Below are 26986 nucleotides of genomic sequence, written 5' to 3' on the forward strand. Positions count from 1 at the left end.
TCGCCAAGCCAGTTCCCTCAGCAAATCCACCCCACCCCACCATGTTGCTACCGCAACCCAAAATCATTCAAATCCTTTACACGTCTGGCATCCAAGGTCTTACCCGAGGCGGGAAGTCCCACGGGCAGTCATGGGGGAAGACGCCACCATGACCATGAGTCTGTATGTCTACGCAAAAGTGCCCCCAATGTCATGCCCCTTTTGACCCTCGTCGGTCCACTCAGTTGTACTGTTCAGCCGAGTGCTCTGGGCGATACCGCGAGCGCCGTCGTCGAGATAAGCGACGGACCACCGCGCGAGTAACGTCTCAAACGCTTGTCGCCGTGGAGCGTGCCGATGGGAATGCTCGCCTGCTCCTTGCTGAAAAGCAGCATCAGCGCAGCCTGCACTCCGAAACATCTCTGGTTGCGTCGAAGTCTCAGGAAACGGTCCTGGCCCGAGACAGAGTGATTGATGAGCAGCGAACTCGGCTCCAACTGTTGGGTGCCAAGTATTTTGATCAGTCTGGACAGCTTGCAGAGGCCAAAGCTGAATGTGTCGAGTTGACGTTGGAAGTCTCGCGAATCTTGAAGGACCGGCATGCTGATGTGCAGGATTTGATGCAGATCGCGGTTCGGATGCTCCAGCTCACCGACCATCTCGGTATCCCCCTCGACCGTCCCACCGCGGATATCTTTCGCCGCCGTGGGTGGAACACGAAAATTCCGGCAGGCTCACGGTGACTGTCTCCATCGCCCGCCTCACCGCTCACAGCGGGGTCAAGTACCTACTGAAGACCACCATGTCCGACGACTTCCCCCTCGCCTCGGGTGATGCCACCAGTTACTACATGAAAGCTGGCACCCCTCCTGGCAGGTGGCTCGGCCAAGGACTCACCGGCATCAGTCGCAAGTCGCTGGATCCAGTGACCTCAAGTGATGCCAACGTGGTCTTCACACATGCCGAACATCCCGACACCCACGAGCCGTTGGGGCACCATCATGGCCAAACGACGGTGGCCCATCGCAATGGCGAGGAGGTTCAGCGCTATGCCGTTGCTGGCTTCGACCTAACCTTCAGCGTTCCTAAGTCCGTCTCGACGCTGTGGGCGCTGGCCCCGCAAGAGATCCAACGGCAGATCCTCGCAGCGCACCACGAAGCCGTCAACGAAGTCCTGGCATGGTTGGAAGAATCTGCCATTCATACTCGCACTGGACGAGGCGGCGTCGCCCACGTCGGAACCGTCGGCGCCATGGCTGCCGCCTTTGACCATTGGGAATCTCGCGCCCGCGATCCCCAGCTCCACACGCACGTCGTCATCGCCAACAGGGCACAAAGAATCACCGACCAAGCGTGGGCCACTCTAGATTCACGAACCCTCTATAAAGCCACGGTGGCCGCCAGCGTGCACTACAACGGGCTCCTCTTTGACCGGCTGCAATGCAGGCTGGGTGCAGTGTCTGGTTTTCGACCGCCGGCTGGTCATGACCGGAATCCGCGCCATGAGTTGGTCGGTGTGGATGATGCCTTGATACAGGAGTTTTCCAGCCGTTCTCACGGCATCAATACGGAGACTGATCGCTTGATTGCCGAGTGGGAGGAAACCCACGGGTATGCCCCGTCAGCCACCACCATCATTAAATTCCGTCAACAGGCAACTCTCTCCACCCGGCAAGCCAAAGAGACGAACCCTCAACCGCTGGACAGTCTTTCTGCAGGGTGGCGCGATCGTGCCGAAAAGTTGGGGTTCGATCCGATACAAGTCCTGCGACACACCATCGATCGGTCCCATGAGCGACCCGTCACCGTCGCCGACCTGACGGTGCCTTGGGTGACCGCTGCTGCGGCCGCTTCACGGGAAGCGGTGGCCAGGCGGAGGGCCACGTGGAGCCGCTGGAACCTGCTGGCCGAGGCAGAACGCATCTGTGCCGAAATCCGCTGCGCCACCGGCGTCGACCGCCGCCACTTGATCGACGCTGTGACCACCGAGGCGGAATCACAGTGCGTCGCCCTGAACGCTTACCGCTACAAAATCCCGCTCAACACTGGGAATGACGTCGCCTTCGCCGGCCACAGCGTGTTCGAATTCCCCGGGGCCCGCCTCTACACAGACGCGAGCATTCTCGCCAACGAACAACTCATCATGAACACGAGCAAGAACGACGCCGGACCCTCCATCGCGCCCGGCCTTGCCGACACCGTCCTCATCAAAAACAGCGCTCACCCCGGCAGCCCGGTGCTAGCTGAGGACCAAGCCGCAGCGGCGCATGAGGTTCTTTGCAGCGGGAGATTCATGGACGCCGTCGTTGGTCCGGCAGGGTCAGGGAAAACCACCACCATGGCTGCGATCTGCCAGAGCTGGGAAAAGGTTTACGGGGCGGGCAGTGTGATTGGACTTGCCCCGGCGGCTGCGAGCGCCGAGGTCCTTGGGCGCAAGCTGGGGCTAGCAGCGGAGAATGTCGCCAAGTGGCTGTATGAGTCCGTTGGTCAAGGTGCGGCCATACGGGCTGAACAGTTCCGTGATCTCGAAGGCACTGCTGCACAGCAGTCCTGGCAACAGACCAGGAGTGCCCAACGCATGGCTGGCCTGGCTATGCGTCAGCAACAGTGGTGTTTCCAACCAAACCAGTTGGTCATCATTGATGAGGCATCGATGGTTTCCACGGTGCAGTTGGCTGCGCTGGTGCATCAGGCCCAGGATGCCGGTGCCAAGATTGTGTTGGTTGGAGATCCCGCCCAACTGGACTCGATCGACGCCGGCGGGATCCTGGGTTGGCTGGACAGGAAGGGCCGGGCAGTTCAGCTGACCAGTATTCGGCGCTTCAACCACCAGTGGGAAGGACCTGCATCGCTGCTGCTAAGGGAAGGGGATATTGAGTCGATCCAGAGCTACGCTGCCCATGGGCGGTTGCGTCATGGCGACCACGCGGACATGATCGATCAGGCCTACCAGAGCTGGGTGGCAGACACCAGCAACGGCTTGGAGTCGATCCTGATCGCTCCGGACAATGACGCCGTGACGGCCCTGAATGAACGTGCCCATGCCGAACTCGTAGACCGGAAGGTGGTTGATGCCACGCATGTGGTCCTCCTCAGCGACGGGCTCAGCGCAGGCCGTGGCGACACCGTCATTGCGCGCAAGAACGATCGCCGCATCAAGGACAACGCTGGCGATTTCATCCGCAACGGCACCCTCATCAAAATCACCTCCAATCCAAGTCGCGACGGCTCCATCCATGGTCGCCGTCTGGACACGGGCCAAAGCATTCGTTTGAGCTGTGAGTACCTGGCGGAGTCAGCGGAGCTGGGCTATGCGACCACGGCACACCGTTCCCAAGGCATTACCGTCGACTCCAGCCACACCGTCCTCACGCAGGGCTGCCTGACACGCGAGCTCTTCTATGTAGGCATGACACGAGGACGCCAATGCAACACCGCGTACGTCTGCGAATCCGACTCCGCCCGGGACCATGTTGCCATAGACGCTACCGAGCCCACATGGCAAGAGATCATCGCTGAAGTGCTGGCCGCACAAGGTGCTGAAAGGACGGCCCATGAAGTGGGAGACGAAGAACGCGAAGGCGGCAGATCGCTGCACCAACTCGCTGCCGAATACGACTACCTCGCGCAAATCGTTGCAGCCGAACAACTTCGCGCCGCCGTCGAACGCACCCAGTCAGGGCTCGCGGCCATCCTCGAAGCGTCCCCGTCGTGGGGCGCTGGAGTGGCTGCCTGGCGGCGCGCCGTGGCGACTGAGCCACTCGCCGCGGCAGCAACACTGGACCATGCCATACGACGTCCTGGCGACGCCAAGGACCTGATGGCAGTCATTCACACACGACTCCGCCCGATCGGGAATGCCAAGACTCCCGGTGGCGACGAATGGCTAATTGAAGACCTCCATGCCAACCGTGCTGACGTGGCGGAGATGGTCAGGCAAGTGCGCGAACTCGGAAAACGTAGGGTTCAGGCGTTGAAAGCCAAGGCAGCTGCCGGGATGGAACTGTGGACCCGGCATCTGGCAGATACCCTTTCCGACAGCACCTCTGTAGCCGACCGCAATAACTTGATGGAATGCATTGCCATCTATCGGGACCGATGGCTCATCGTCACCGATCCCGATCCGTTGGGTCCTCCCCCGGCCGACTACGAATGGGAACGTGCCCGGGACCGGGAGCGCCTCACCGCCGAGCTGACGCGTCTACAAAGCGTTCCTGTGGACACCGTGGCAACTACTGATTCCCAAGTTCCTGTCCACGCCGCTCTTACCAATGTCGGATGGGAAATTTAGAATGAAAGCGGAGGTGGTTCCGATGGAGGACAATCCGATGGTTAAGCCGACGCTCAACAGCGCACCGCTCGTGGTCATGACTACATTGACTGGCGCGGCTCTGCTGTATGTCGTCGCCATCATCGCTCTCGCATGGCCACCGGCCTTGAGTGTTTGGATCGCGTTTGCCGTAGTAGCCGTCGCTGCTGGACTGGTCACTTGGCGTTGGTCCCTGCGGATTCAGAAAAGGAAGCTGTGGCAGCTATTCGCCAATAGGCAATGGGAGTACTTGACTCGCCTCAAGGGAGAGCACGAAACCACCACTGAAGTCACGGTTCTCGACTTCCAGGAGCTTCAGCCGACCGGAGTCTGGGCCACAATCAGGTGGGAGAAGTTCGGCTACATCCAGCCAGCTTGGATAGAGCCATGCAGTTTCTCAATCTGGCCGCAGACTGTGCTGCTCATCCGCCCTGACCCGACGCAGATTCAGGTTGGGGCTCCATGGCCACAAACCTACTATGTCCGTTCACATGCCTGTCTGGCTACGGCCCCCGCTCACACCAGGATGTGATCATGCAGGAGTCCGAGTTTGCCTGCAGCTATAGCATGGTGGGACATCGCACCGACCAGCTTAGTTGGGGTTCAACATGGACAGCACGACGGATGTGGGAGCACTACGATTCCAGAATTGGCCGGTCTCAGGTGTGCATTCCCTGGCATTTCGATTTGAGCCAGAGAACAGCCGCACCGGCATCTATATCTTGTCTTTCGCCAATGGGGAGCGATACGTCGGCCAAAGCTTCGATGTGGTCAACCGATTCAGCGCCCATCGACGCCGCTGGGACGACATCACTCACATAGCCTTTCGCGCCTTCGTGGCAGAAGACCTCAACTTTCGAGAGCGGGAAATTCTCGCCGCCATCGAAGTGCGCGGCCATCGAGTTCGCAATCTCGATCTCGCAGGCCGCCCCGGCGGGGACAGCCTGCTGGACGTCGTCATGGAAGAGCAAGCCCAAGCAGAATGGCTCGTATCCGACGGCGCCGAACCAACCGACGCACCCCGATATGTGGAAGGCGCACGCCGCGCGGGCGCTCTTCTGGTTTTGCCGGGTTGTACATGGCGCATTGAGGAAGCCATATATAGGAGTGCCGTGGAGAGCACTGAAACCCGGTCGGCTGCCGTTACGGCCGCCCCCGAGACGGAGGCGGAGGCGGCGGCTGGAGCTCCGCCAGACGGTCGGCGAGGAAATCCCAAAGGGCGGCATCGTCGTCGTCGTACATTTTCCGCGCAGCGGGCGTTGGCTGCAGGACCCTTCAGCGCTTGTCGCGGCAACGGTTGTTGCACCCTCATTCGATGTGGCTGATGACTTTCATCGGTTCACGCTAACGTCGGGAGCGCCGGGTCCTCCGAGTAGAAGGGCAAGCGGGGACTGATGCGCTGGCCGCGACACACGAGGATCCCACTACCTCTCAAGGCGCCCCTGGGCCATACTTGCGAGGTATTCGTTGTATGTGTCGAGCTCTGCATCCTCGACGCGTTGTCGTTGCTTCGAGGTGCGCATCTCCCGGGTGCTCCAGCGGGAAAGGCAGACGATGAGTACCACGAATAGCGGCAGTTCTGCGTAGGTCCATACTAGGGTCCCGGCGATCGCCTGATCGAGGATCGGATCATGGTCGCCGGTGGGGTTGGCATATGCGCTGAAAAGCGGTGTCCCGATTCGGAGCAGGATCAGGCCGAAGACGGCATGGATTTGGAGCTCGACGACGATGTCGACGAACCGCACAGCGAAGGATGTGACACGTGGCAAGGGGTCGGACGACCATAGCGGTATCGCCGAGATGACGCCAAGGACGAGGAAGATGAACAACAGGGCGTCGTGGCCGAAGGGGATGCGCATGACGATGCTGATGACGTCTGTGAGATAGAGAGCCGGGTACAGCAGGATCGCGACGACGATGGCGACCCCGGGGTGTAGTGCGGCGCGCCAGAATCGTGATCGGAGTCCCGCGTGCGCGGCGCGGAGCACGATTCGTCCGAGGCCGGTGTGCGGTGTACTGCGCAGGAGAAGACGCCCCGGCGAGCCGGCGATGAGAAGCGGCGGGACGACGGTCAACAGGGTGATCTGTTGGAACGCCAGGCCCGAGACGAACTCCTCGGCCAGGCGGTTCACGCCGAACGTCGTGACGGCAAAGATCAGGACGCATCCGGTCAAGAACGATGCCGTGCGGGCGATTGCCCAGCGACGGCGATGCCGCCACATCCAGATCGCCCCCCTCAGGTATAGCGCCGCGAGCAGCAGGGCGGCGACGGCGATTGGCGATCCCGCGAGGGGTTCGAACGCGACCCACTGGTCAATCGGTGGCATGGCAGGTTCCCTTCATCGAATCGATGATACATCGTTATTCGGCCGCCCCGGTGCCGGGGACGGGGTCAGGTGCGTCTGGAGTAGGAGTGCAGGCCGGGGAAGTACACGTTGACGACGGTGAAGTTGAACACTACGGCGGCGAATCCGATGATGCACAGCCAGGCCGAGCGGTTGCCGCGCCCGCCCCGTGCGGCCCGGGCGAGGATATAAGGCGGCCTAGGGCTCACGTAGAAATTAGTTCGCGTTTTTCGGGCGTGCCGTTTTCTCTTCGGGGGTGGCGGAGGCCGATAGGAACGAGTCAATGTCGTGCTTCTGAATCTTGTAACCTGGAGCGTAAAAAAACATCTGAATGGCCCTCAGACCACCGTCGGTACGCGCCGCAACCAGGTCTATTCCATTGTCCTTGTTGGTGAAATTCTCCGGCCGGTTCGGCCAGTCCTTCCACAGCCACACATCCGTGTACTGGGGTGCGTAAACGCCGTCGTTCTCCAGGTACTGCTCAACGAGCTGCTCAAGATAGCTGCCCTTCATTCGTTCGAAATCCGAAAGATCGCGATAGGAGTCGAGTAGCTGATCAAACGTAGTGGTCACAATTTCCCCAGGGTGGTGCGGACACGAAGGAGGAAGCCCCGCTGGGCTTCCTCCGATTGTATGTGGCCAGGTCATGAAATCCGTGAGCACCACCTGACTAGCACCAATCTGTAGTCTTGCCTGATGCAACCAACACGCGGATATGTCGCCGAATCCCCTTTTGCTGATTGGCCATTCGGTGAGTACCACAGGACTCATAAGGACCTAGCTGCCCATCTCCATCAGGTGGGCCGGCATCATGCCAAGAAGGCGCTGCTTCTTTACACATCGCAGGATGAGTTCGACCAACTCGATGCCGCGTATAGCCTCGGATCGGCTGTTGAACTGTTGGCCAAATCCTTGCTCGCATCCGTAGATACAGCCCTGCTTATGCCTCGAGATCCCGACGCACTAACGATCCTAAAATACTCCGGGACCAAAATTAGTGGCGTCGCCCCTCCTGACGCGTTGTCAGTGCGATCGCTCGAAGCAGGAAGAGCTATTGATTTACTCCGGGAAATAAAACTGTTTCCCCCTCTATGGGCCAAAACTGACCGCTCCCTGTTTAATGTTCGCAACGCGGCTGCGCACATGGGTATCGTCCATCAGGAAGCCCTGCGGTCAGCGATTCGTCCAATGGTCCGTTTTGCGGAGCACACCCGGACGCATCACAACGAGACACCCGAGAACTGGTGGGGTAAGGAACTGGCGGGCGTTGCTTCGACAATCGCTGAGTCGGAAGTCAACTCCTGGATTCAGGTTGTACAAGCAAAAATTGCCGCGTCGCATGTGCGACTCAGCAAGCTCCGAGCTGGTCTGCCAGCATCATCGGCAGACGCCATTCTCACCTCGATGGAGGGGTACTGGCGAAGCTCGATAGCCCATATTGAACGCGTCAAATGCCCAGCCTGCGGCTTTCGGGGGTGGGCCACGGGCGATGTCGACAGGGCTGTCGACATCGAGTATGAACTCGACGGTCCCCCCACAGTCTGGAGCGTTCTGACCATACTTATTTTCGAGTGCAACGTGTGTGGCCTCGAGTTATCCGACGAGACGGAGGTCAGCATTGCCGGACTCGCCGCAGATGTTATGTTCCTTGACGAGGATTACGTTCCCGAACCCGACGACCTATGAACGACATCTGAGGAGGAACCACCTGCCCAAAAATCGGACCACATCGAAGTTATAGACCAAGCGAAGGTCTGTTGTCGGAAGAAATCGTTTGCTGTAGTGTCCATCGAACCTGCACATCGGGCGCAATCGACGCCGAATCTCGACGTGGCAATGGGCTTGCAATGCCCAACCGCCCGCCAAACCCCGGCGGATATGTCGTCTCCAAAACCGTCTTTGCCACCGACGTCACCCTAGCCAAGACGGACCTTGCGATGTCCACCCGTGACATCGGCTTCCTGTCGCGTGTACAGCGCAGGATCGAGTCAGCTTCGGCTTCCAGCACGGCATCAGCCCAACCTGCCAAATAGGCGGCGGATTGAGGCCCCCGGTCAATGCCATGAGCGCGAAGCACTAAATACGCGACGGATTCGGCCTCGATCTCAGCCAGACCACGGTGTTCGGCACTACTGCCGTACAACGCACCGATGGCATCTCCGGGGACGTGCAGCGAGGCGTGGGCGAGTTCGTGGGCCAGTGTGGCGATGCGGTCTTCAGTAGTCAGCCAGGACCCGACGCTGATCAGACGACGGGCGTGGTCGGTATAGCCATCGGCCAATCCCGCCTGCGCCTCAGAAACGACAATGTTATAGCGGGCTTTTCTGGCTACTGCGGTGAGTGACTCCCACAACTGGGTATACGAAGCAGTGTCTAACGACGTATCTTGCTTGCTGGGAATTGAGACAAGCAGCGGCTCTCCTTCAGTTTGCGAGACGTCAAAGACTGCTTGGCCACGCCATCCAACAATGCGGGACCGACTGATCCCGTCGCCTGCCTCGGCCAGTGCCCGCTCACCCATGGCAGGGCCGTGCACGGTTTCTTCTGCGTCGGTGATTCGTGCTGTTCGCGGAGCGATGACGTACAGTGCGCGTTCGCCTTTGAGGACGTAGCGGCCGTGGCGTTCCCACTCCTTGTACCCGGCTACGAGGGCCGGTTTTATGGGTCCGCGTTGGGCCATTTGCATCATGAGCAGGGCGACGTTGCCTCCGGAGTACCGCCACATTGTCGCGGAGGCGTCGAGAAGCCGATGCCACTGATTCGGATGATCGACAGCATCCGCGAGCAGCGCGTAGAGCCCTTCGGTAAGCTCTGCCACGCGTTGTTCGGGGCCCGGGTGCGAGGCTGGCGGCGGGGTGTCATTTCCAGTGGGGGCGATCAGATGCTGTGTTGCTGGTTCGGTTGACGATTCCATGATGACGCTCCTTGCGCTGGGTCAGGAGTCCGAGGTGCCGGGTTCGGGGTCTCGGGTCGTGGTGGGTTCGTCCGACGACGGTGTAGCCGGACCCTTGTTTGACTGGCCTAGTTTGCTTGCCTGCATGCCTGGTCCGTCATTGGGCAGCTGGCGGACAGGAGGTTCCCGGTGATGTTGCAGGCTCACACAGCCCGCGGTGCGGGTTTGCTCCCGCAGCCGGCTAATACTGTGCTCGAGGCGTTCGTGGAAGCTCAAGGGACCAAATCCGCCGTCATCCTCGGTGTAGGAAGCCTGCTCTGCTCGCTGAAGCGCATACAGCTCGGCGACGATGTCTGAATGTCGCCACCAGCAGTCTGGGACCACCGAGGTGGTCAGGTGGTAGCTTTCCACGAGCCAGCGGACCCACCGCCCCAAGTGTTCCCAGACGGCATCCGCTGTGCGGGGGTCCATGTCCCGCCACCGGTAGGTGATGGGAACCCTTTCGGAACGTAGCCCGCGCGTGGACCCGAACAGCAGCGCGGCAAAGTTGTCTTCGGCACCGTTTTCAACGTCGTATTCGAAGGATTCGCCCTCGTCCATGGTCATGCCTCCTGTTGTTCTGCGGCCGTGACCGCTTGTTGGTCGTGTTGTCGTTTGAGGTGTCCAGTGAGCAATTCGAGTTCGGTTTGTTCCTTGGACCGGCCAAGTTCTGCCGCGTCCTTACGTTTGGGCCATTCGCGCAGGTCCAGCAGGATGGGCCTGCTGCGACGCCCCAGCATGATGGCCGTTCCTACTGGCAGCCTGCGGATCTCGTGCAGCGGGATCACTGGCGACTCTCGGATTTGTTCTCCGTCTTGGCGCCCCTGCGACGACCAGGAACGGGTGTTGAACGTCAGCGTCCGTTCCCCGATCAGTCCGGCTAGCGCGCGGAGGTCGCGTTCGTCGGACCCACCACCAAAGATGACCTTGATGATCGCCGCATCCCAAATGGTCGCTGCTTCATCCATCGACCAACCGGACCGAGCTTGAGACAAGGACTGCAGAACCACAAGTGTGGAGATGCCGATGCCGCCTCCGTCGGAGAGCGCCACAGGTAATCCAGGCCAGGGTGAGAGATTGGCGATCTCATCCAAGATGAGTGACAGCGGCGGGTCCAGCCGACCACCTGCCACCACGAACGCCATTTCCCGGGCGGCATAGTCAATGTCATCAATCAGTGCCGACAAGTAGGGTCCTGCGGCGGCCGCTCCGCTCTTGGTGCCTATCAAGTACAGAGTGCCCCGTTGTTCAATGAAGGCCTTCGGGTCGAACTGTTCGGTGCTCCCTTTCGGGTCCAGAGCCGCGAGTACTTTCGGCGAAGACAACGGGGCGGCTGCGGCCGTCACACCGATCCAAGAGTTGGAGGTGTTGCGCGGGTCGTCGTCGATGATGCCCATCAAATCTGCCTGCCAACCCAGAGCAGCCTCCGGCCTGTCAAGTACGGCCAGCGCCTCCCTCGCAAGGACCGGGTTTGAGGCCCAACGACGAAAGGCCGACACACCATCCCCTGACAGCGCAGCCGCGTGCAGCAAACATTGCAGCACTATCTGCGAGCGCTTTTGCCAGGCGACATTCTCACCTTTGAGTGCACTGTCAGCCGAGATGACCAATGCGCGTCGGCTGGCGACGTCAGGGTCTTGACAGCCGCGGACCGGTGACCACCGCAGTGATGAAGGCAGCCCGGACATACCTTGTGGGTCGAAGACAGTGACGGGGCGTCCGTTGGTGGCCCGGGCTTTCATGGTGACGACGAGGTTGTCGGCCCGGGTCGAGGTGGTGACGACGGCGCCGGGGGCGTCGAGGATGGCGTTGATGACGATGTAGAGGCCTTTGCCCGAGCGCGGGGCACCTTGGATGACGAGGGATTCTTCGGTGGATACGTGGACAGTGACGCCGCGGGATTTGCCGATGGTCCAAGAGACTTCCTCCACTTTGGGGTCTTTCACTCCGGGATGCGTGTACCGCCCACGCTTCAAGGCTGCCTTGGCACCAAACTCACGGGCGATCTCCGCCCGCCGTGCGACGCCGTCGCGGCTAAGAATGTCTTGACGGAGCCATGCACCTGATTGGCGCCAGGTGCGCAGTCCCAGAACACCCGCCAGCGTAGCCAACACGACGACTACAAGGACGGGGGCAATGAGCAGCCACAGCTGTCCGGCGCCGATGCTGCAAGACCCCGTAGCCGGCAGTATCCAACCCATGTGTCCGGTCACGAGTCCGGGAAGCGCTGCCGGGCTAAAATCCCAAGGTGCCGAGGTGCCGCAGCTCGCGGAATACGCCAGATGCGCGGCTACTTGGATCAGCAGACCAAGGACCACGTATATGGAGGTCGCGATCAGCCCAATGGAAACCAACGGATTACCGTCATCCAATCGCCGCGGCATCAGAGCATCCTCTCATCGGTGCCAAACACGGCCAGCTCATCCGTGGTGACTTCGTTGGCGACAATGAACGACCGATTCCCGACCTTCCACAGCCCCACACCCTTAGGCAGGTTCTCCACGTGCTCGCACTCGGCTTCGGTCAGCCCCAATGCTTCTTTGGTCAGCCGCATGGCGTCGTGCTTTTGCCGATATATGACCCTGGTGTCGGCCTCGGTGAGCAGGCCAAGTGCTTTTTGCCGCAGGCCGCTGGTGCTGTCGCCAATTTCGTTCAGATCGGCCACTTTGTGCATGATGAGCAGGTTCGAGATCCCGTAGCCGCGGGCCAGGCGCCATTGTTCGCTCATCTTGGCGAGCATGTAGGGGTCCGCGAGCATCCGCCAGCCCTCGTCATAGACCACGATCCGTTTGGCTCCGTCAGGATTCGTCACCGCGGCCTCCAACCACGTCGCACCGCACGCAGCCGCCAAGGACAGCGCCTGTTCAGAGGCCCCAATCAAGGCGGAAGTGTCCATGACCATAATTGGGGCATCGGCGTCGAAGGCTACGGTTGAAGGTGCATCAAACATGCCTTCCAGGTCCCCTGACACTGTTCTGCGCAGTGAATGTCCGACGCCGGTCCCACCGTTGGGTCCGACCAGTGCGGCTGTCGCTGGGGTTGGGTTGAGCAGGTATTCCAGCACCATGGGTAGTGTCGGGGTGCTGTTGGCGGCAACGGCATCCGTCAACGCCATATCCAGGGCCGTATGTTCCACCGGACTCAACGGGATACCTGGTCGCATGAGTGAAACCAGAGCCACGAGCAGATGGCGACGGCGTTGCCGTACCACTGCCAACCACTGCGAATCGGTTAATGCAGAGGATCGCGGCCCCGCGTCGAGAGGATTGACTCTCGTGGGCCGGCCAGGCCCTACAGAAATGACCTTTCCACCCGGGATGGCATTGGCAACCGGCACCCACTCACCCTTGGGATCAGATGCCACCGCAGCCTTCCGGCCCAGAGTGATGGAACGCGTCACCAGAGACTTGCCACACATGGACTTCCCCGTGCCGACTGTGCCAATAACAACAATGGACGGACCACTGATGAAGCCCTTGTCATACATAACCCACGGGTCATAGCAAAACGCTCCCGAACCAAAAAGGTCCGTCCCGATGTACGTCCCTTCAGAGCCGAGACCGGATTCCGTCAGGAACGGATAGGCCGCTGCCATGGTCATCGTCGAAGCCCGATGCGGGGCCGGATGCACGCGGTGCGGCCCCCACAAAGAAACCCCTCCCCGCTTTCCCCAATCCGGCATAACACCGCGGCCAGCATTCTCGGCCACTCGCTGTTCCCGTAGCTCACGCAAGGACAGCTTCGGTTCCATTGCCACGGCACGCTCGTTCCGACGTCGTACTTGCCGAGCTGCACGATTCTCCCCTGCGGGAGCAATACTGACCGCTGCCACGTGCTTACTCATTTCAATCCCCTTCCCAAGGGCAACGCCCCTGCAATAAACGCCGCCCACTGCTGCCCAGCCATCAACCGCAGCTCCACAAACGAACCAGCGGCGGCAGATTCAAGTTCCTGCCGGCAGCGCGACAACTCATCCAGCGTGTCCGCTGTGACAGTTACATAGGCGGCCGGGCGAACATCCCCATGACCAGCCACGATTTCATCCTCGCGTTGGGCCACCTCCTCCTCCTCAGCCCGCTGCTCCCGGGTCAACGGACGATCCAGACGAGCGTTGATGCGACGGCGAGTGTCATGGGCCTCCTGCGCCGAACGGATATCCCGCAGTGCCTGATCCGTGGCAACCGCCCGGATGACTTGTGTGATTGCGTGCCGGAACTCACCAACGTAGATCAGCGGCTGCAGGAACCCTGGGTAAACCTGCTGCCGGGGCCATTCTGCGACCCAAAACGTTTGATGGAAGCCGGAATCAGTGCGCAGATAGGTCCAATGCTCCTCAGCGGCCATGGGCCCCGGCGACACACGCTCGATTCCCTTCCCAATACCTGTTGCGGCAGCCCACCTCGCCACGGCAGCAGGGTCGAAGGAACCACGGACAACTGCTGTCACGGCCGCATCCGAGAGCCACTCCGTCACAATCACACCGTGGGTCTTCAGCCCAGTGGTGAAGGCCTCGACCTCCGAACGCAGCACATGTTCCAGCCCGCCCAGCGCTCCCCCAGCATCCTTGATCCGCCGTCTCGCCCTGGACGTGTCCAACACGATGGTCAGGATTATTTCGTGACTCATGGAAGCACCCGCTGCATCAATCAAATCCAGATACGATCTGTCACCCCACTGCGCATCGGCAATGCGTTCCGGCGGAACCGCACGCTGATAGTAGGCCCGCAAAGCACTCGAGGGGTAAGGGACTGTGTAGTCCTGAATCGCGATCCGGGCCACGGCTGGTCTACTGGCCATAGCGGCCTGCACCCGTGACCAGGATTGAACGGCATAGGCCTTGTCGTCGCTGTCCATCAGCGCAAACGATGTGGTGGTGCACCGCAGAGACACGATCGCTTCATGCCCCTGCCTGTCAACGATGAATCCTTCGCCTGCCGCTGTGGCACAGAGTTCCAGACTGCCCAAGCCGCCGGGCAATGCCATGGTTCCCACGCGACTTGGCTGCTCAGTACTGGCCAGGAATCGGGTCTCCTTGATGACCGCACGCAGGAAGAAAACCGACGCGGTGTAGGCCCACACCGGATACGGAATGCGCCCATAGTGCAGCACACCAAACAACATCATTCCCAGCCAGATCGGAGCTGTGAGAATGAGGACGAGCGGTCCTCCCAGGGCCGATTCAATCGCCGCTATCAACATTCCTGCCGCGAGCAGCGACAGCTGATACCACTGCAAACCCATAAACAAACCATGCCGTTCATGCCGAGGGAAGCGGACGGGTTGCAATACCCGTGTTTCTTCAGTCATGGCCTTCATCTCCATTTCGATACGTGCTGCTTGGTGGCCGCTTGCTTTGATCGACCGGTCGAGGACTGCTTACCGGCGTCGAACTTGGTGGTTGTGGCTTCGGGCCGGCGGTGGGAGCTGGGCGTTTCACCGGCGCCGCAGCCGGTGACACGGCCGCGTTTGACGTTGGGTTTCGCGGAGGCTTAACTCCCGCGTTCCCGGTGTCACTCTGGCTTTTCCCTTGGTAGCGGGAAGTCGTTGGCGCTCTGCCCGTGCCTGTGGGCGTAGGGTGCGAGTGGCCTGTATCCCCTGGCGTCTCGGGCCCCTTGCCCGGGTCTTCACCTCCACCTTTTGCAGCCGGACCAGGCGGCATGGGCCACGCCTTGGATGACGGCCGATGCTGACTGGGGGTGGCTCCGGGCGATGTCGGCGCAGGCTTCGGGCTCGCCGTCCACGGTTGGCCTCCAAGTGTCGCAGCTTGTTGATGCAGTGGAATCGAGGGGGTGCGGGACGCAACGGGGGTTGGCCCTTTGCTCCCTACGCCGGGTAAATGCATTTTGCCGCCAAATTGCCGGCCCAATTGACGTCCGGTGAAATTGCCTGCTCGGCTGAAGACGTGGCCACCACCAGCCATTTGGGCGGCACCCACAATTTCACCGCCAGCAAAACTGACCAACTTCAAGGCCATCAAGGGTGCGCCACAGGCCAGAACCATGCCAACAGCACCAGAAGCCAGACCGCTAAACGAGGTCGAGTTGGCGAACAGCTTGACCGCCACTGCCAGCACAGTGGCCGCGAGTGGTTTGGCAATCAACAGTGCCACCACGGTTTCGCACCAAATCCTGGTCCAGGATTTTGTCCGCTCCCAGGGCAGAAGCATGATAGCCACCGGCGCGACCGCCGCCAAGACTATCAACGCAAACGACCGGAAGATCATTGAGCACATGAGGATAAACGCCAGGATCCAGACGACAAGTACAGCGATAGCAGTGACAACCACGGCCCCGCCAAGCCCACCTGCGGTTCCAGAGCTGAGCGACACTACGTCCCATTCACGCCCCGAACCTGCCGATGCCCGCTGGAACCCAAACAATCGCATAAATACGAGGTACGGGTCTTTACCGAGAGTTTCCAATAGGGCGGTTGACGCCGAGTCAGTGAAACTGGAAAGCTTGCTCATCAGGCTCGTCGCGAGGAAAACCAACGGGACTGCCAGCGCTCCACCAAGCAGTGCCCGGCCGATGCGACGTGGTTGTTGGCTCACTAAGCCGCCAATCAACTGCACGATCATGACCACAACCAACGGCGTCATCATGACGACGACCCACCAGTTGGTTAGCCCGCTGACAATGCCCCATTCCGATGTATCTATGTCTGAGACACCGAATGCTCCGGAGATGAATGACCACATCCATGAGGCCATGCTTTCCAAAATTCCGGCAACATAGGACGTGACGGACGCAGCGAAATCATCGTTGGCTTGGGAAACGATGCCACAGCCGGGCGGCCACCAGCCACCAGCACTGCACTCAACCATGGGCAACATGGCAAGGTCCTAGAACCCTAGGTTGAAGGCGTTCTGCGACCACAGAATGTAGCCGTTAATACCGCCCAGAATGGCTGCGACGGGACCTGTCCAGAGCAAAATCATGCCGCCGCCGGAGGCCAAGCGCGAAGACTGGCTGAGCTTTCCAGCCAGCAACATGGCAGCACCGATGATAGCCACAATGGCGATCACGATGAATGCGCCGACGAGGATTCCGCCGCCGATTTCTTTGAGAGATTCGAGGAATGGGAAGTTGGTGTTCGGGGTAATCCCGGGATCCACCGCTGCCAGATACAACATTGTGAACTCCATTCAATGGTTGTCCACGGGTGTGGACGCTATGTTCACTTGCATCATGGTTACAAGGAGGCAAATCCCCATGACCGCGATTCCTATTTGCATATATCGGCAGTGACGTTGGCTTCGCTTACCACGGATTATCAGAGCCAAGGCGGGCCGAACACGCCAACTAGCTTTCAACTTGGATCCCTGAGGACATTCAAAACTCAACGCCAGTTGGCATCAGCCAGTGTTCTTGTTCGACCTCATTCCTTCGGCTAGGGCATCGCCTGCCGCGTAGCGAACCGCAAACCGCGGGTTGCTCTCCGAGTAAGGAAGCTCCGCTGCACCCTCAGCAGCCAGAAGGGCGCTCCAATCCCTTGGATCTGCAGAGGGCACATTAGAAGAAGAATCTTGCGTCCTCGGCATCGATACAGTGTGCCGTTTCACGCCCCGTCCCCGGTCAAGCCTCCGTACGGGTGTTACGAGACGGTCGACTTCCCAGTGAATGTCGAAATCTCCTAACCAGCAGATCAAGGCAGGGTACGCCCCCCGTATGCCGACCGGCTTACTGTGATGATAATAAGTCATCAGCCCGGCGTGACTCACCGGCTTACTGACGCCCCGGAGGGTCTGTCCTCGTCCCGGTTCGTCCGGCGGCTGGTGGCCCGCACCAAACGTGCTGCCCAGCCGAGCATGACTTCATAGGAGCATGTTCCAAGAGTCCCATCACAGTACTGTCTGCCCGACTGGCCAACACGAGCCCAGCCAACCACAACCCGTCCAAAGGTTGGTGACATGAAATCCGGAATGGTGACACGAAACCCGGATTAGTGACAGTCAGCTCCGGATCCTACAAAAATGTAGGATCCTGAGCTGGCTGTCACCGGTGAGTCGCTCTGACCTGCGACGATGTCCAGGCAAAGATCAATGAGTTTCTCAATTTCGGTGACCCTTTTCTACGGAAAGTTTGTTTTGGCTAAAGATGACAGCGCTCCGTTCCAGGTTCGGCGACCAAACTATCTGGGTCCGTCAGGTATTGACGAACATCGGCTGCTACTCACATCACACCCAGGCAAAAAGCGCCGGTTGTGCCATTATCGTCAAGAGGTTTTTGGCGCCGGTCTTCTTCTGGTCGGCGGAACGTTTTGTGCGGCGTGTCAGTCCGGTTCCAGACTGGACCAGGGAAACTCCCAGCGCAGCGCCCCTTTCCCTCCGTCACGGGTGACGATTTCAGGAGGCAGTCCTTTCTGTCGGGAGGCCTCGGGTGTCGGTTTGGCGTCATCTGAGTGCGGGTGGTGTGAGGGACCGGGGCAGAATGTTGAGTGTTAGCACCGCCCAGCGCATGGTTTTGGGCACCCAGACGACGCTTTTTTGACTCTTCAGAGCCTTGGCTACCTGATGGCCGGTTGCCGAGGGTGTTGATGCCAGGAGAGGGGGAGGCAGGTGCGAGGTCATAGATGTGGAGACGAATCCGGGCCTGACCAGCAGAGTCCTGACTCCTTGGGATTTCAGCGTTGCGGTGGTGGTTCGGACCAGGGTGTCGATTCCTTGTTTTGCTATGGCATAGTTCAGGATCTCCTCGCGGGGGCGGACTGCAGCAGCTGAGGAGAGCACAATGAGGGTCCCGGAGCCTTGGGTGGTCAATATTTGCTGGCTGCCAAGGATGAGCAGTGTGGGTCCGACAAGATTAGTGGTCAGTGTTGCTTGTGGGGTGTCTGGTTCACCCATGGTTCCGATGGCCATGATGATTGCATCGACAGGGGCTGCGGGGCTTCCGAGGGCGTTTTTGGCTTCGAGGAGAACATCGTGTGTTTCGGAGAGTGTCATGGTGGTGGTGTAACTGATTTCCGCGACGGCATGGCCCTTGTTGCGCAGTTGTTGCGCGGCTTGTGTTTGTCTGGCGCTGGAGCGTCCTACGAGAGCGATGGCTGCGTGTGGTGCGCTGGTGTGTTCAATGATGGCGAGTCCTATTTCTGAGCTGCCGCCGAGCAAAATGATGCGTTCGAATGGTTGGTTGTGGCCGCTCATGATGGTTCTCCGAGAAGGTTGAGTCGTTGTGCGAGCAAGGAGCCCATTTTTTGGGTGGGGTCCAGGCGGTTCCGGATCTGTTGCCAGCGCAACAATTCCGGATACATTCGGGGAAGCATGCTGGAAGAGAGCCGGCTGTCCTTGGTGAGGTAGACGCATCCTCCTGCGGTTGCGATGACTTCATCCAGGTGTGACAGCACTGTGGTGAGGCCCGGAGCTCGGGCAGGAAAGTCCAAGGCCAGTGTCCATCCTGGTTGCGGGAAGGACAGCAGGCCTTTCCCGGCTGCCCCGAAGGACTTTAAAACGGCAAGTGCCGGGGCATGACCGGCGCTCTGGAGATCTTCCAAAACTCGCTGGAGAACATGCCGGCCGTTGGCTGGTACTGAGAATTGGTATTGGATTAGGCCCTGCCTTCCGAACGCTGCCGGCCAGAAATCAGCTCCGTCCAAGGTGTTCAGCGCCGTGGTGAAGTGAACTATTTTGGGACCGTTATTGCCGGGAAACCTCCAGCGCACTGCGTTGGCAGCAGCAACGCTTCGGCGGTTTATGATGCCTTGGCCTGGGAAGGAGGCCATGCTGCGCATCGTGGGCCCGTGTGGTGACATCGGCGTTCCCTGCAAAGCTGCGGGCAGCATCCCTGCTGTTGCCGGGGTGCTGATGTCCACCAATCCGCGCAGCTGGTGGTGGGTTGCGTCTATCCAGGCGACGGCGTGGGATGGTGTTTGCGTCGAGGCGGCGATGAGGTCCATGGATTCGTCCAGAGTTCTTGTTTTCCCACGTTCCACCATCAGGTATGACGTTTCCAGGCGTTGGAGCTGGATTGTTGCGGAGACAATGATTCCGGTCAGGCCCATTCCTCCCACCGTCGCCCAGAAGCCGTCAGGGTGGGTCTGCGGGGACATGCGCACGATGTCCCCGGATCCCAGCATGAGATCCAGTCCGAGCAGGTGTTGGCCAAAGGACCCTTGTTGGGCGTGGTTTTTTCCGTGGACATCGCTTGCTATGGCCCCGCCCACCGTGATGTGGGAGGTCCCTGGGAGCACTGGAAGTCCCCAGCCTTCGGCAATCGTGAGCTGATGCAGTGCCTGCAGTGTTGCTCCGGCGTCCGTGACGAGTACGCCGGTCCCGGGATCAAAGGATCGAATGGTGGCGCAACCGGTGAGATCGATGGTCTTGCGCCCGATGGCAGCGTCCCCGTAGCTGCGGCCCGCTCCACGAACGGTGACTGTGCCCCTCGATGTCGTGACGAGGTCATGGAGTTGATATATCGAGGATGGATGCTCAACGTAGACACGCGTGGGGCGGGTCCGTCCCCACCCGGTGATGGTGCGCTCGTGGGTAAAGGGCCAATCATTCTGGCTGTGGCTGGGGGGAGGCGCTGCGGGCGAGTCGTTCCGGGATTTCATGGTGTCTCCGTGGGGTTGACGAATTTGGCGGATGAGGAATTTCCTCAGAGTGCGATGGTCATGTAGATTCCCGCCGTGACGGGGCCAAGCCAGGCGACTGCGGTCGCTGCCAGGAACACGTCGGTGAACATCAGGCGTTCGGGGCGTTGTCCGTCGCCACGGGAGCAGAGGTATCCGTAGCGGAGAAGGGTCGTCACGAACGGCAAAATGGAGGCCTGAATCAGTCCTGATCCCAGAGGGGTCCCTGGGTATTGCACGGCCCACAGCGAATAGCAGATGATCGCACTGGTGAGTGCCAAGGTCAGCGTCTGTTCTAACCAACTTTTGCTGTAGAGAGACAATGCGGCCCGGCTCGTTAGCTGCGGCAAAGCCGTGACTCCGACGAGCTCCATGCCGGTGTTCTGCGCTTGCAGTTCGGCCTGGCGTTTGGCGGTAACAATGTACAGAGCTCCGAAGAAGGTGACCAACAGAAACCAGGAAGTCACCGTGACACCCGCTGCCAAAGCTCCGGTCCCTGCGCGCAGGACAAAACCGAGGGCGACGGCCAGTATGTCGATGACGGCGAATTGTTTCAGGTAGAGAGAATACGTGGTGGTCAACACGAGATAGGCAGACAGGCCGGCAAGGGTCATCCAGCCCACGGTCATGGCCAAGACCAATGCTGCCGCGGCCAGGATCACCGCTGCCGTGTACCCGACGTTGGTGCTGATCCTGCCGGAGGCAAAGGGCCGACGGCACTTGGTGGGGTGACTTCGGTCCGCTTCAACGTCGCGCAGGTCGTTGAGGAAGTACGTTGCTGCAGAGCCAAGCGTGAACGCTGTCGCGGCCATAAGTGCGTGGGCGGCAACGGCGGGTTCAGTGAGGACTCCGGCCGCCGCCGGGGCGGCAAAGAGGAGCAGGTTCTTGGGCCATTGGGCCGGTCTGGCCGCGGCAATGAGACTGGTGATCAGAGGAGCCGATTTTCCGTCGGTTTTATGCGCCCGTTTCCGCAACGGTGCCTCCGGGGCTGGGATCGGCAGCTGCGCTGTGAGCTCGGTCATGATCACTCCTGACGGGTGTGGCTATTTGAGGGTGAGATAGAAGAAGTCGCGCTGGTCCGGGTTCAGATAGCGGTCGGCTGAATTGGGCATATCGGGCAAAAGCTGTGTGGGAACAGCGGTCGTTCCTTCGGATTTCCAGGAGGAGAAGTTCACTTGCCCGTAGTGAATGTCGAGTTCCATTCCTTGGATCGCGCCCGCTTGAGCGAGTGTTTTAGCGAGGGTTTCCAGCGTGAGTCCACCACCGGCCACGTAGATCAGATTCCCGTTGCTGTCTATGCCCAGCCCGGACCTCCAGGTGTATTGGAGCTGGTTTTTGGCGCTCCCCCACGTTCCGTCGGCGTTGTTGGTCAGGCCCGGTTCTGGATGGCCGTTGGCGACAATGAGATGCAGGTTTTGTCGGACAGCTGTGACGCCGGGTGTCATCCACACGTCTTGGTTCCACGCACCGATCCTGATGCGCCCATCGGTGGTGATGACCGCTGATGCCTGCCCGTCGATGAGGTCGCGGGAATACTGTCCATTGAGGTAGAAGCCACCGCTGATGTCCTTAGCCTTGAAGCCGGAGTTGAAGGTTGCCAAAAGATGGCTGACATCGTTAGCCGGGATGGCGGCGTTTCCCGGCCAGGTGTTTGTATCGGGTTGTCTGGTGCCGGCAACAAGGTGGGCGCTGCTGGCTGATTGGCGGATCAGTGCCACCCCGGCAATGACACTGGGGTGTGTCTTGTCAGGCTGGATAAAGGAGGTGTAAAGGGCCGGTTTTCCCCTGAGGTCCAGTGGTCCGGGCACCCATCGCCCTTCATTGGGGAGAGATTTCCCAGAAGTGGTCTTCGTCGTCAGCACCGGCAGGGTCGCGCCATTCGGGACAGCCGTTGGGAGGGCTTTGGGAATGGCTTCTGGTGGTGGTGCTGCTGCCGAGGGTGCGTTGTTGGTGTAGTACCAGTTTTCGATGGTGTTGACGATGTCGTTCGCACCGTTGTCACGCAGCCATCCAACGCTCCTATCAGCGAATGTCGCGTTTCCTGGATACGTCAGCGCTTTTGCGTAGGAGCCCACAGTGATAATCGAGAGGCACAGAAAACCGATCAGGAAGACTTTGCGGAGACGTCGGGCACGGACGGAGCGTGGCTTCTTCTGCCGACCCGTCCTTCGGCGTTCCGGTGGTTCCACCGTGGAAGGTTCAGGCGGCATCTGATGTTGCTGCGGAGAAGGTGGTGTTTGCATTGGTCCTCCTGCAATCGCGCGTCCTGTAAAGCCTGTTATTGGCCACTATGCGCGCCCGGAGCTAAGAGAATGCTGAGAAATCTCAACGGGCTCAGCTTCTCCTCAGGAGTGCGCCTTCGTCAGGGCTGTATGAGCGATCCCGCAAGGTGCTGACGAGCCCTGAACAGGCAGCCTCCAGAAGGGTCGGGCAGGCAGAACCGGGGCCGGACGCAGCCACGTTTCGCAGAGCCGGCCGACGAGCTCGCGTGGGCCAAAGCGTGGTCCGCTACTTGTCGAGCGCCTGAAGCAAGGCGGCGGCGTAGATGGGCGCGACGAGGTCGTGCCCAGCCTGGGTCAGGTGGACCTTGTCCTTGTAATAGGCGCCTGCGGCGGCGGCCATGCCTGCGACACTGACGTGGGTGAATCCTTGAGCCGCTGCGGACTCAGTGATGAGGTGGTCCACGCGGCGTCGGTTGGCGTGGTTGGGAGCGGCAGTGGACATGACGCCGTTGACGATGATCGGTGTCCCTGGGTACAAGCGGCGCAGTTCGGTCCAAGTTTCGGTGGCGTGGGCGATGATGGCGGCGTCACTGGCGTGGGCTGCTGCGTCGTTGCCGCCTAGGGTGATGAAAATTGCTCCGGGGGTTCCGTGGGGCAGCAGCATTTGGTGGGTTGTCAGCACGCTGTCCGGTGTGCCTGCCGTGGCAGGGGTGGTGCGGGTGTATCCCCAGCCGCCAAAACCCAGTTCGATTTTTTTGGGGAACCCGGCTGCGCGGGCTCCTTGCTCGGTCCAGGAATCTCCGCCGAGCTGGGAGTCGCCGATGATGATAGCAGTGTCCTGATCCACCGTGATGCCGGAGTAAAGCTCCTTGGTGCCGGGATCCCAGATCGTTTCTTGTTGTTGAAACACTGTGTGGACACCGTGGGCATCGATCCAGGAATCCTTCACAGGCCACCCGAAGCGTCCAGGATTTTCTCTCCATTCCCGGTAACTTCCAGTGTCAATCATTTTTGTCCCCGTCGTGGGGCTAAGGATCAGGTACCCGTTGGAGAATTCTTGCCAGCGGAATAATCCGTTCGTGACCTGTTCTCCGAGAGGGAAGCCGAGCGGTCCGGCAGCCTCGCCGAGGTGAATGTACCGGTCTTCAATATCGCCAGGGGTTGTTGCGTGCGCACCTGTGGACTGTGACCAGTAGATAGTGCCGGATTGATACTTTTGTGCGCGTCCCTGACCGACTGCATACTCCCTGGCTGTCGGAAACCCCCACGGTCCGCGCTCCGCTCCGGACGCAAGCCAGCGGGTGCGGATGGCACCACGGGACTCTTGGGTCCCTGTCGCTGGCGAATAGACGAGCGACCCGAAGGTGAAGTCTTGGGAAGTGCCCTTACCTCCCAGGTCCTTGGGAGGTCCGGTGGGCGGCCCGTACGGCCCCGTGACGCCACCGGCGGCCAACCAATGGTTGCGCAACGGACCGTTGGCCAGATACGCGGCACCCGTAGGAGGTGACCAGAAGATCTCACCTCCGGTGAATGTTTGCCGGCAACTGATGGCGCCAGCTGTATTGGTGCACGTCCCGGTGGAAGTGGCCCCGGCCAAAACCGTTGAGGCGTTGCTGTCAGACTGGAGCAGGGCGGCTATTTGTGCATCGAAGAGGCGATGGCGCAGCGCAGCGTCGGCGCTGGCACCGCTCAAGACCAGCGTCAGCACCATGACCAGCAGGATTGCACAGTTTCTCTTGGCAACGGCCGACCTGACAGGACGACGGTGGACGATCCAGCTGCGGCTGCTCATGTCCACAGCCTGGGTGAACGACCCGACTGCCGCTGAAGGCCGGCTTCGCCAGACAACACGAAGACCAGGGTCAACAGCACGACGACGCGCCCTGGGCCTTGGCACGTTCTGTGGTTTCCGCGTCTGGAAGGGCCTTCACCCGCTCCGTCTCCTTTTTAGAACTGTCGCCATCGTTGCGTGGTGCCGCCGCTGTGCCTGATGCAAAATTCTGCCTGTATGTGAACGGACTGGATGTAGGTGCTGGATCATGTGGTGCCGGTTTTGGAGGGGAGCCGGGCAATTTTCCCGGCAAGGGACAGACCTTGCCGAAGGCTGGCCTTGGGCAGGTAGGCCCTGCCAACGGCGTTGGCGATGCCGGGAAGTGCTGCAGAGTCGGGGAAGACCATGAACAGGGGCTCGTAGCGTGGTTGGAATTTTGATTTGAACGTCAACAGGGATTTGAACCCGTAGACGGGTTCAAGCAGAGCGCCCAGTTGGTCCAGCAACCGATCCAATCCCACCCGACGCTGCTCAGTCCCAGTTGCTGCAGTGCCTGCGCCTGTGGACTCGATGCGAGCCAGCGGGGCCCCGGACAGGCTGAGGAATTCATAGCCGTCCTCTTTGCAGGACAGCGCCGCCGAAGCAATCAAAAATTCGATGCTGGCCCGAAAACCGGTGCTGCGTCGGCGCATAAAGTCCAGCGTCCAACCAACAATGACGCCATCACGGTAGACCGGCAGCCAGGAGGCGATGGCGTGGATGGTGTGTTGGTCATCGACGGCCAGCAGGCAGCGCACTTCCGGGTCATTAAGCTCATCGAGGCCGCCGAGGGTGAAGCCCATTTCAGGCATCTTTTTATCAGCCACCCATTCCTCGGAGATCGCATGGATTTGATCGGCAATGGCCAGCGGCGCCTCCGGGTAGGACACCCATTGGGTCTGGATGCCTTCCTTGGCTGCCTTGTTCAGTGCGGTGCGAATGTCTTGGAATTTTTTGCCGGTAAAGGACAGTGTCTCCAAGTCCAGGATGGTTTCCTGGGCCACCTGCACCGATCCCCAGCCAAGATCCGACGTAGCGTCTTTGACGCTCTCGGGCACTGAGTAGAAACACGGACTCCAACCCTGCTCGGTAGTATAGAGGGCAAATTCATCAATCGTGATGCGCAGTTCCGCTGGCGGGCCCACAGGCGGTCCGAGCGTCAAGGCGATGCCGGAGAGGACCCGGTAAGCGATGAAACTGGTCCCGGAGCTGGAGAACCAGTAGCTGTTGCCCTCCCATTGGGTCATCCAGGACAGTGAGGACCCCTCGGTGGCTTTGAGGATGTTGCGGGCACGGTTCGCATCGCTGCCATGAACATCATGGGCCGGACGCAGAAAGGACCTCAAGAGCAAGAAGGCGGCAAGGACCCAAAAGATGATGCCGATGCCTTCATAGAGGATCACGGCGGCACCGCTTTGAGGCACGAACGCCGGGGACAGATCCAGCAAGTACCCCAGGGGCAGGAAACGGTCCGGCACATCCGCCAGCAGGTCCCGGAATCCTGGGACGGGGGCGAACCCTGACGCCAGGGCCAGACCGGCCAGTACGTAAAGGACGGCCAGGGCAGCTGCAGCGGAGATCAAGGTCAGGGCGAGGGTGCGGTACGTTCTTGGTGGTGCGTTGACGCTGAACAGTCTCCGCGTGCCCAGGAGTAAAATCACCAGCACCACCGGCAGGAGCAGGGGCAGGATCAGGCTCAGCGGGTGGTAGGACGCCGAGATGTCAACGGCGCCCAAGCCTTCAGTGGAGCTGCTGTTGGGCCTGGCGGGCAGCAATGCTGTAACGATATAGCCGCCGGCCAGGATGGCGAGTCCGCCCTGGATAGCAAGGGCGGCGTACCAGGCGAAGCGGCGGCCACGACGGAGCCCGTCGGCAACTATCAACAGCAGCACCGAAGGCAGAATCGACATAAAAACCCCACCGGCACCGGCACGAAGCTGCAACTGCGCCTCGGCGCAGTCCTTGACCTGGGCAGGGTCAGTGCACAGGGCTTGCAGTGTTTGTGGATCCACCGCCTGGAGGTTGGTGAACAGGTAGCGGAGCACGGCCAGAGGGCCGACGGCGTGGGGCAGCAATCCGGCCACGACCGGTCCCACGGCGGAGGCGGCCACGATCAGGGCTACCAAGACCCTGGCTTCCCGGCGGGAGGCGACGGGAGCGCTGACCAGTGGTGCCCGGCCAAAGAGCACCGGCCCTAGGAAGACCCCCACGGTGGCGGCAGCGAGCCGTACCAAATCCGGGAATGACCCGCTGTAGAGGGCCAGCAGGAGCAGCAGCACAAAAAACAGGAGTCGGAGGCGACGGCGCCACAATACGCCCAAGGTCGTGGTGGCGGCCAGCGCCGCCCCGATGACGAAAGCAGATGGCCCCACGAAGGACTGCAGCAACAGCTGCTTGGACCAGCCGCCCATCAGATTGTGGATCCCGTGGGCCAGACCGATCGCGATCACGATTCCGGCTATTTGAGCGCTGAAACCTGCGATGAGGAAGCGCAGGCTTCCCAACCGGCGTTCTGCGGGGATGCCCACTATCAGCAACAGCACAGTGCCCACCACGTACCCGACCAGACCGTGCTCCCAGAACCCAGCGGTAATGACGGTCCACCAGTGGCCGGGCAAGGACGCTGGCGTGGCGGCCACCGCGGCCCGCCACGATCCATGATGGCCCGAGAGAACCGTGCCCGTCAGCAATCCGGGCACCCACAGCAGCAACAGCAAGATCCACGTGACCGGGGCATGTCTGGCGGCCTTGAACACGACTGGCAGCCCCCAGCTCCTCGCGGAGGGTCTGAGCCGGGAGAGCCATCTGGTCTCCATGGGCTTT

Annotated in this window: 20 protein-coding genes and 1 pseudogene; 3 read left to right on the forward strand and 18 right to left on the reverse strand. The window is 60.5% G+C overall.

The annotated features are described in order from the left end of the window. Positions 1 to 233: 233 nt before the first annotated feature. The gene (locus AB0O97_RS06330) at positions 234 to 638 is read right to left on the reverse strand and encodes a hypothetical protein (RefSeq protein WP_253598156.1); all 405 of its coding nucleotides are present in this window, start codon (positions 636 to 638) and stop codon (positions 234 to 236) included. Between the two features lie 50 nt (positions 639 to 688). On the opposite strand from AB0O97_RS06330, the gene mobF reads away from it, so the two are divergent. Both mobF and AB0O97_RS06340 read left to right on the forward strand, forming a co-directional pair. Next, positions 689 to 4270, forward strand: coding sequence for a MobF family relaxase (gene mobF / locus AB0O97_RS06335; protein WP_363881093.1), 3582 nt, complete (start codon positions 689 to 691; stop codon positions 4268 to 4270). A gap of 22 nt (positions 4271 to 4292) precedes the next feature. After that, entirely contained in the window at positions 4293 to 4820 is a 528-nt protein-coding gene (locus AB0O97_RS06340) for a hypothetical protein (protein ID WP_146073270.1), read from the forward strand. A gap of 127 nt (positions 4821 to 4947) precedes the next feature. Here the strand turns inward: AB0O97_RS06340 and AB0O97_RS06345 are convergent, their stop codons facing one another. The 4 genes and pseudogenes from AB0O97_RS06345 to AB0O97_RS06360 all read right to left on the reverse strand — a co-directional run bounded on the left by AB0O97_RS06345 (position 4948) and on the right by AB0O97_RS06360 (position 7206). Further along, positions 4948 to 5265: a hypothetical protein gene (locus AB0O97_RS06345; protein ID WP_253598155.1), complete on the reverse strand. Its 318-nt coding sequence runs from the start codon at positions 5263 to 5265 to the stop codon at positions 4948 to 4950. A 447-nt stretch (positions 5266 to 5712) separates the two neighbouring features. Next, the gene (locus AB0O97_RS06350) at positions 5713 to 6615 is read right to left on the reverse strand and encodes a cytochrome c oxidase assembly protein (RefSeq protein WP_104111943.1); all 903 of its coding nucleotides are present in this window, start codon (positions 6613 to 6615) and stop codon (positions 5713 to 5715) included. 65 nt (positions 6616 to 6680) lie between these two features. After that, a pseudogene (locus tag AB0O97_RS06355) lies at positions 6681 to 6824 on the reverse strand (c-type cytochrome biogenesis protein CcsB); the annotation flags it as partial. Positions 6825 to 6849: 25 nt separating this feature from the next. Then, positions 6850 to 7206 carry a hypothetical protein gene (locus tag AB0O97_RS06360; protein ID WP_363881097.1) on the reverse strand — a complete coding sequence of 119 codons (357 nt, stop codon included), beginning with the start codon at positions 7204 to 7206 and terminating at the stop codon, positions 6850 to 6852. 123 nt (positions 7207 to 7329) lie between these two features. Between AB0O97_RS06360 and AB0O97_RS06365 the strand changes: the two genes are divergently transcribed. Then, positions 7330 to 8319 carry a hypothetical protein gene (locus AB0O97_RS06365; RefSeq protein ID WP_363881099.1) on the forward strand — a complete coding sequence of 330 codons (990 nt, stop codon included), beginning with the start codon at positions 7330 to 7332 and terminating at the stop codon, positions 8317 to 8319. Between the two features lie 49 nt (positions 8320 to 8368). Here the strand turns inward: AB0O97_RS06365 and AB0O97_RS06370 are convergent, their stop codons facing one another. From AB0O97_RS06370 to AB0O97_RS06430, 13 genes are all read right to left on the reverse strand, one after another. Continuing rightward, on the reverse strand, positions 8369 to 9547 hold the full coding sequence (locus AB0O97_RS06370; protein WP_363881102.1) for an ArdC-like ssDNA-binding domain-containing protein: 1179 nt from the start codon (positions 9545 to 9547) through the stop codon (positions 8369 to 8371). A 21-nt stretch (positions 9548 to 9568) separates the two neighbouring features. Continuing rightward, positions 9569 to 10132, reverse strand: coding sequence for a hypothetical protein (locus AB0O97_RS06375; protein WP_363881105.1), 564 nt, complete (start codon positions 10130 to 10132; stop codon positions 9569 to 9571). Beyond that, complete coding sequence (locus AB0O97_RS06380) at positions 10129 to 11949, reverse strand: TraM recognition domain-containing protein (RefSeq protein ID WP_363881108.1); 1821 nt, start codon at positions 11947 to 11949, stop codon at positions 10129 to 10131. The genes AB0O97_RS06375 and AB0O97_RS06380 overlap by 4 nt, the downstream gene beginning before the upstream one ends. Next, positions 11949 to 13409, reverse strand: a complete 1461-nt coding sequence (locus AB0O97_RS06385; RefSeq protein ID WP_363881111.1) for an ATP-binding protein — start codon at positions 13407 to 13409, stop codon at positions 11949 to 11951. Before AB0O97_RS06385 ends, AB0O97_RS06380 begins: the two co-directional genes overlap by 1 nt. Next, positions 13406 to 14872, reverse strand: a complete 1467-nt coding sequence (locus AB0O97_RS06390) for an SCO6880 family protein (RefSeq protein ID WP_363881114.1) — start codon at positions 14870 to 14872, stop codon at positions 13406 to 13408. The genes AB0O97_RS06385 and AB0O97_RS06390 overlap by 4 nt, the downstream gene beginning before the upstream one ends. Next, a complete protein-coding gene (locus tag AB0O97_RS06395; protein ID WP_363881117.1) occupies positions 14865 to 16397 on the reverse strand; it encodes a type IV secretion system protein in 1533 nt (510 codons plus the stop codon). Before AB0O97_RS06395 ends, AB0O97_RS06390 begins: the two co-directional genes overlap by 8 nt. A 9-nt stretch (positions 16398 to 16406) precedes the next feature. Continuing rightward, on the reverse strand, positions 16407 to 16697 hold the full coding sequence (locus AB0O97_RS06400; RefSeq protein WP_104111952.1) for a hypothetical protein: 291 nt from the start codon (positions 16695 to 16697) through the stop codon (positions 16407 to 16409). A gap of 1260 nt (positions 16698 to 17957) precedes the next feature. After that, positions 17958 to 18707, reverse strand: coding sequence for an SDR family NAD(P)-dependent oxidoreductase (locus AB0O97_RS06405; RefSeq protein WP_363881119.1), 750 nt, complete (start codon positions 18705 to 18707; stop codon positions 17958 to 17960). Further along, positions 18704 to 20113 (reverse strand): FAD-binding oxidoreductase, encoded by a 1410-nt coding sequence (locus tag AB0O97_RS06410; RefSeq protein ID WP_363881121.1) that lies wholly within the window; start codon positions 20111 to 20113, stop codon positions 18704 to 18706. The genes AB0O97_RS06405 and AB0O97_RS06410 overlap by 4 nt, the downstream gene beginning before the upstream one ends. Before the next feature lie 44 nt (positions 20114 to 20157). After that, complete coding sequence (locus AB0O97_RS06415; RefSeq protein WP_363881123.1) at positions 20158 to 21153, reverse strand: decaprenyl-phosphate phosphoribosyltransferase; 996 nt, start codon at positions 21151 to 21153, stop codon at positions 20158 to 20160. Between the two features lie 21 nt (positions 21154 to 21174). Continuing rightward, the gene (locus AB0O97_RS06420; protein WP_363881125.1) at positions 21175 to 22341 is read right to left on the reverse strand and encodes a phosphodiester glycosidase family protein; all 1167 of its coding nucleotides are present in this window, start codon (positions 22339 to 22341) and stop codon (positions 21175 to 21177) included. A gap of 298 nt (positions 22342 to 22639) precedes the next feature. After that, the gene (locus AB0O97_RS06425; RefSeq protein ID WP_104112041.1) at positions 22640 to 24145 is read right to left on the reverse strand and encodes a GDSL-type esterase/lipase family protein; all 1506 of its coding nucleotides are present in this window, start codon (positions 24143 to 24145) and stop codon (positions 22640 to 22642) included. Positions 24146 to 24390: 245 nt separating this feature from the next. Beyond that, complete coding sequence (locus AB0O97_RS06430) at positions 24391 to 26979, reverse strand: DUF2156 domain-containing protein (RefSeq protein WP_104112040.1); 2589 nt, start codon at positions 26977 to 26979, stop codon at positions 24391 to 24393. Between the last annotated feature and the right edge of the window lie 7 nt (positions 26980 to 26986).

The sequence above is a fragment of the Specibacter sp. NPDC078692 genome, from assembly GCF_040686835.1.
Lineage (GTDB): Bacteria > Actinomycetota > Actinomycetes > Actinomycetales > Micrococcaceae > Specibacter.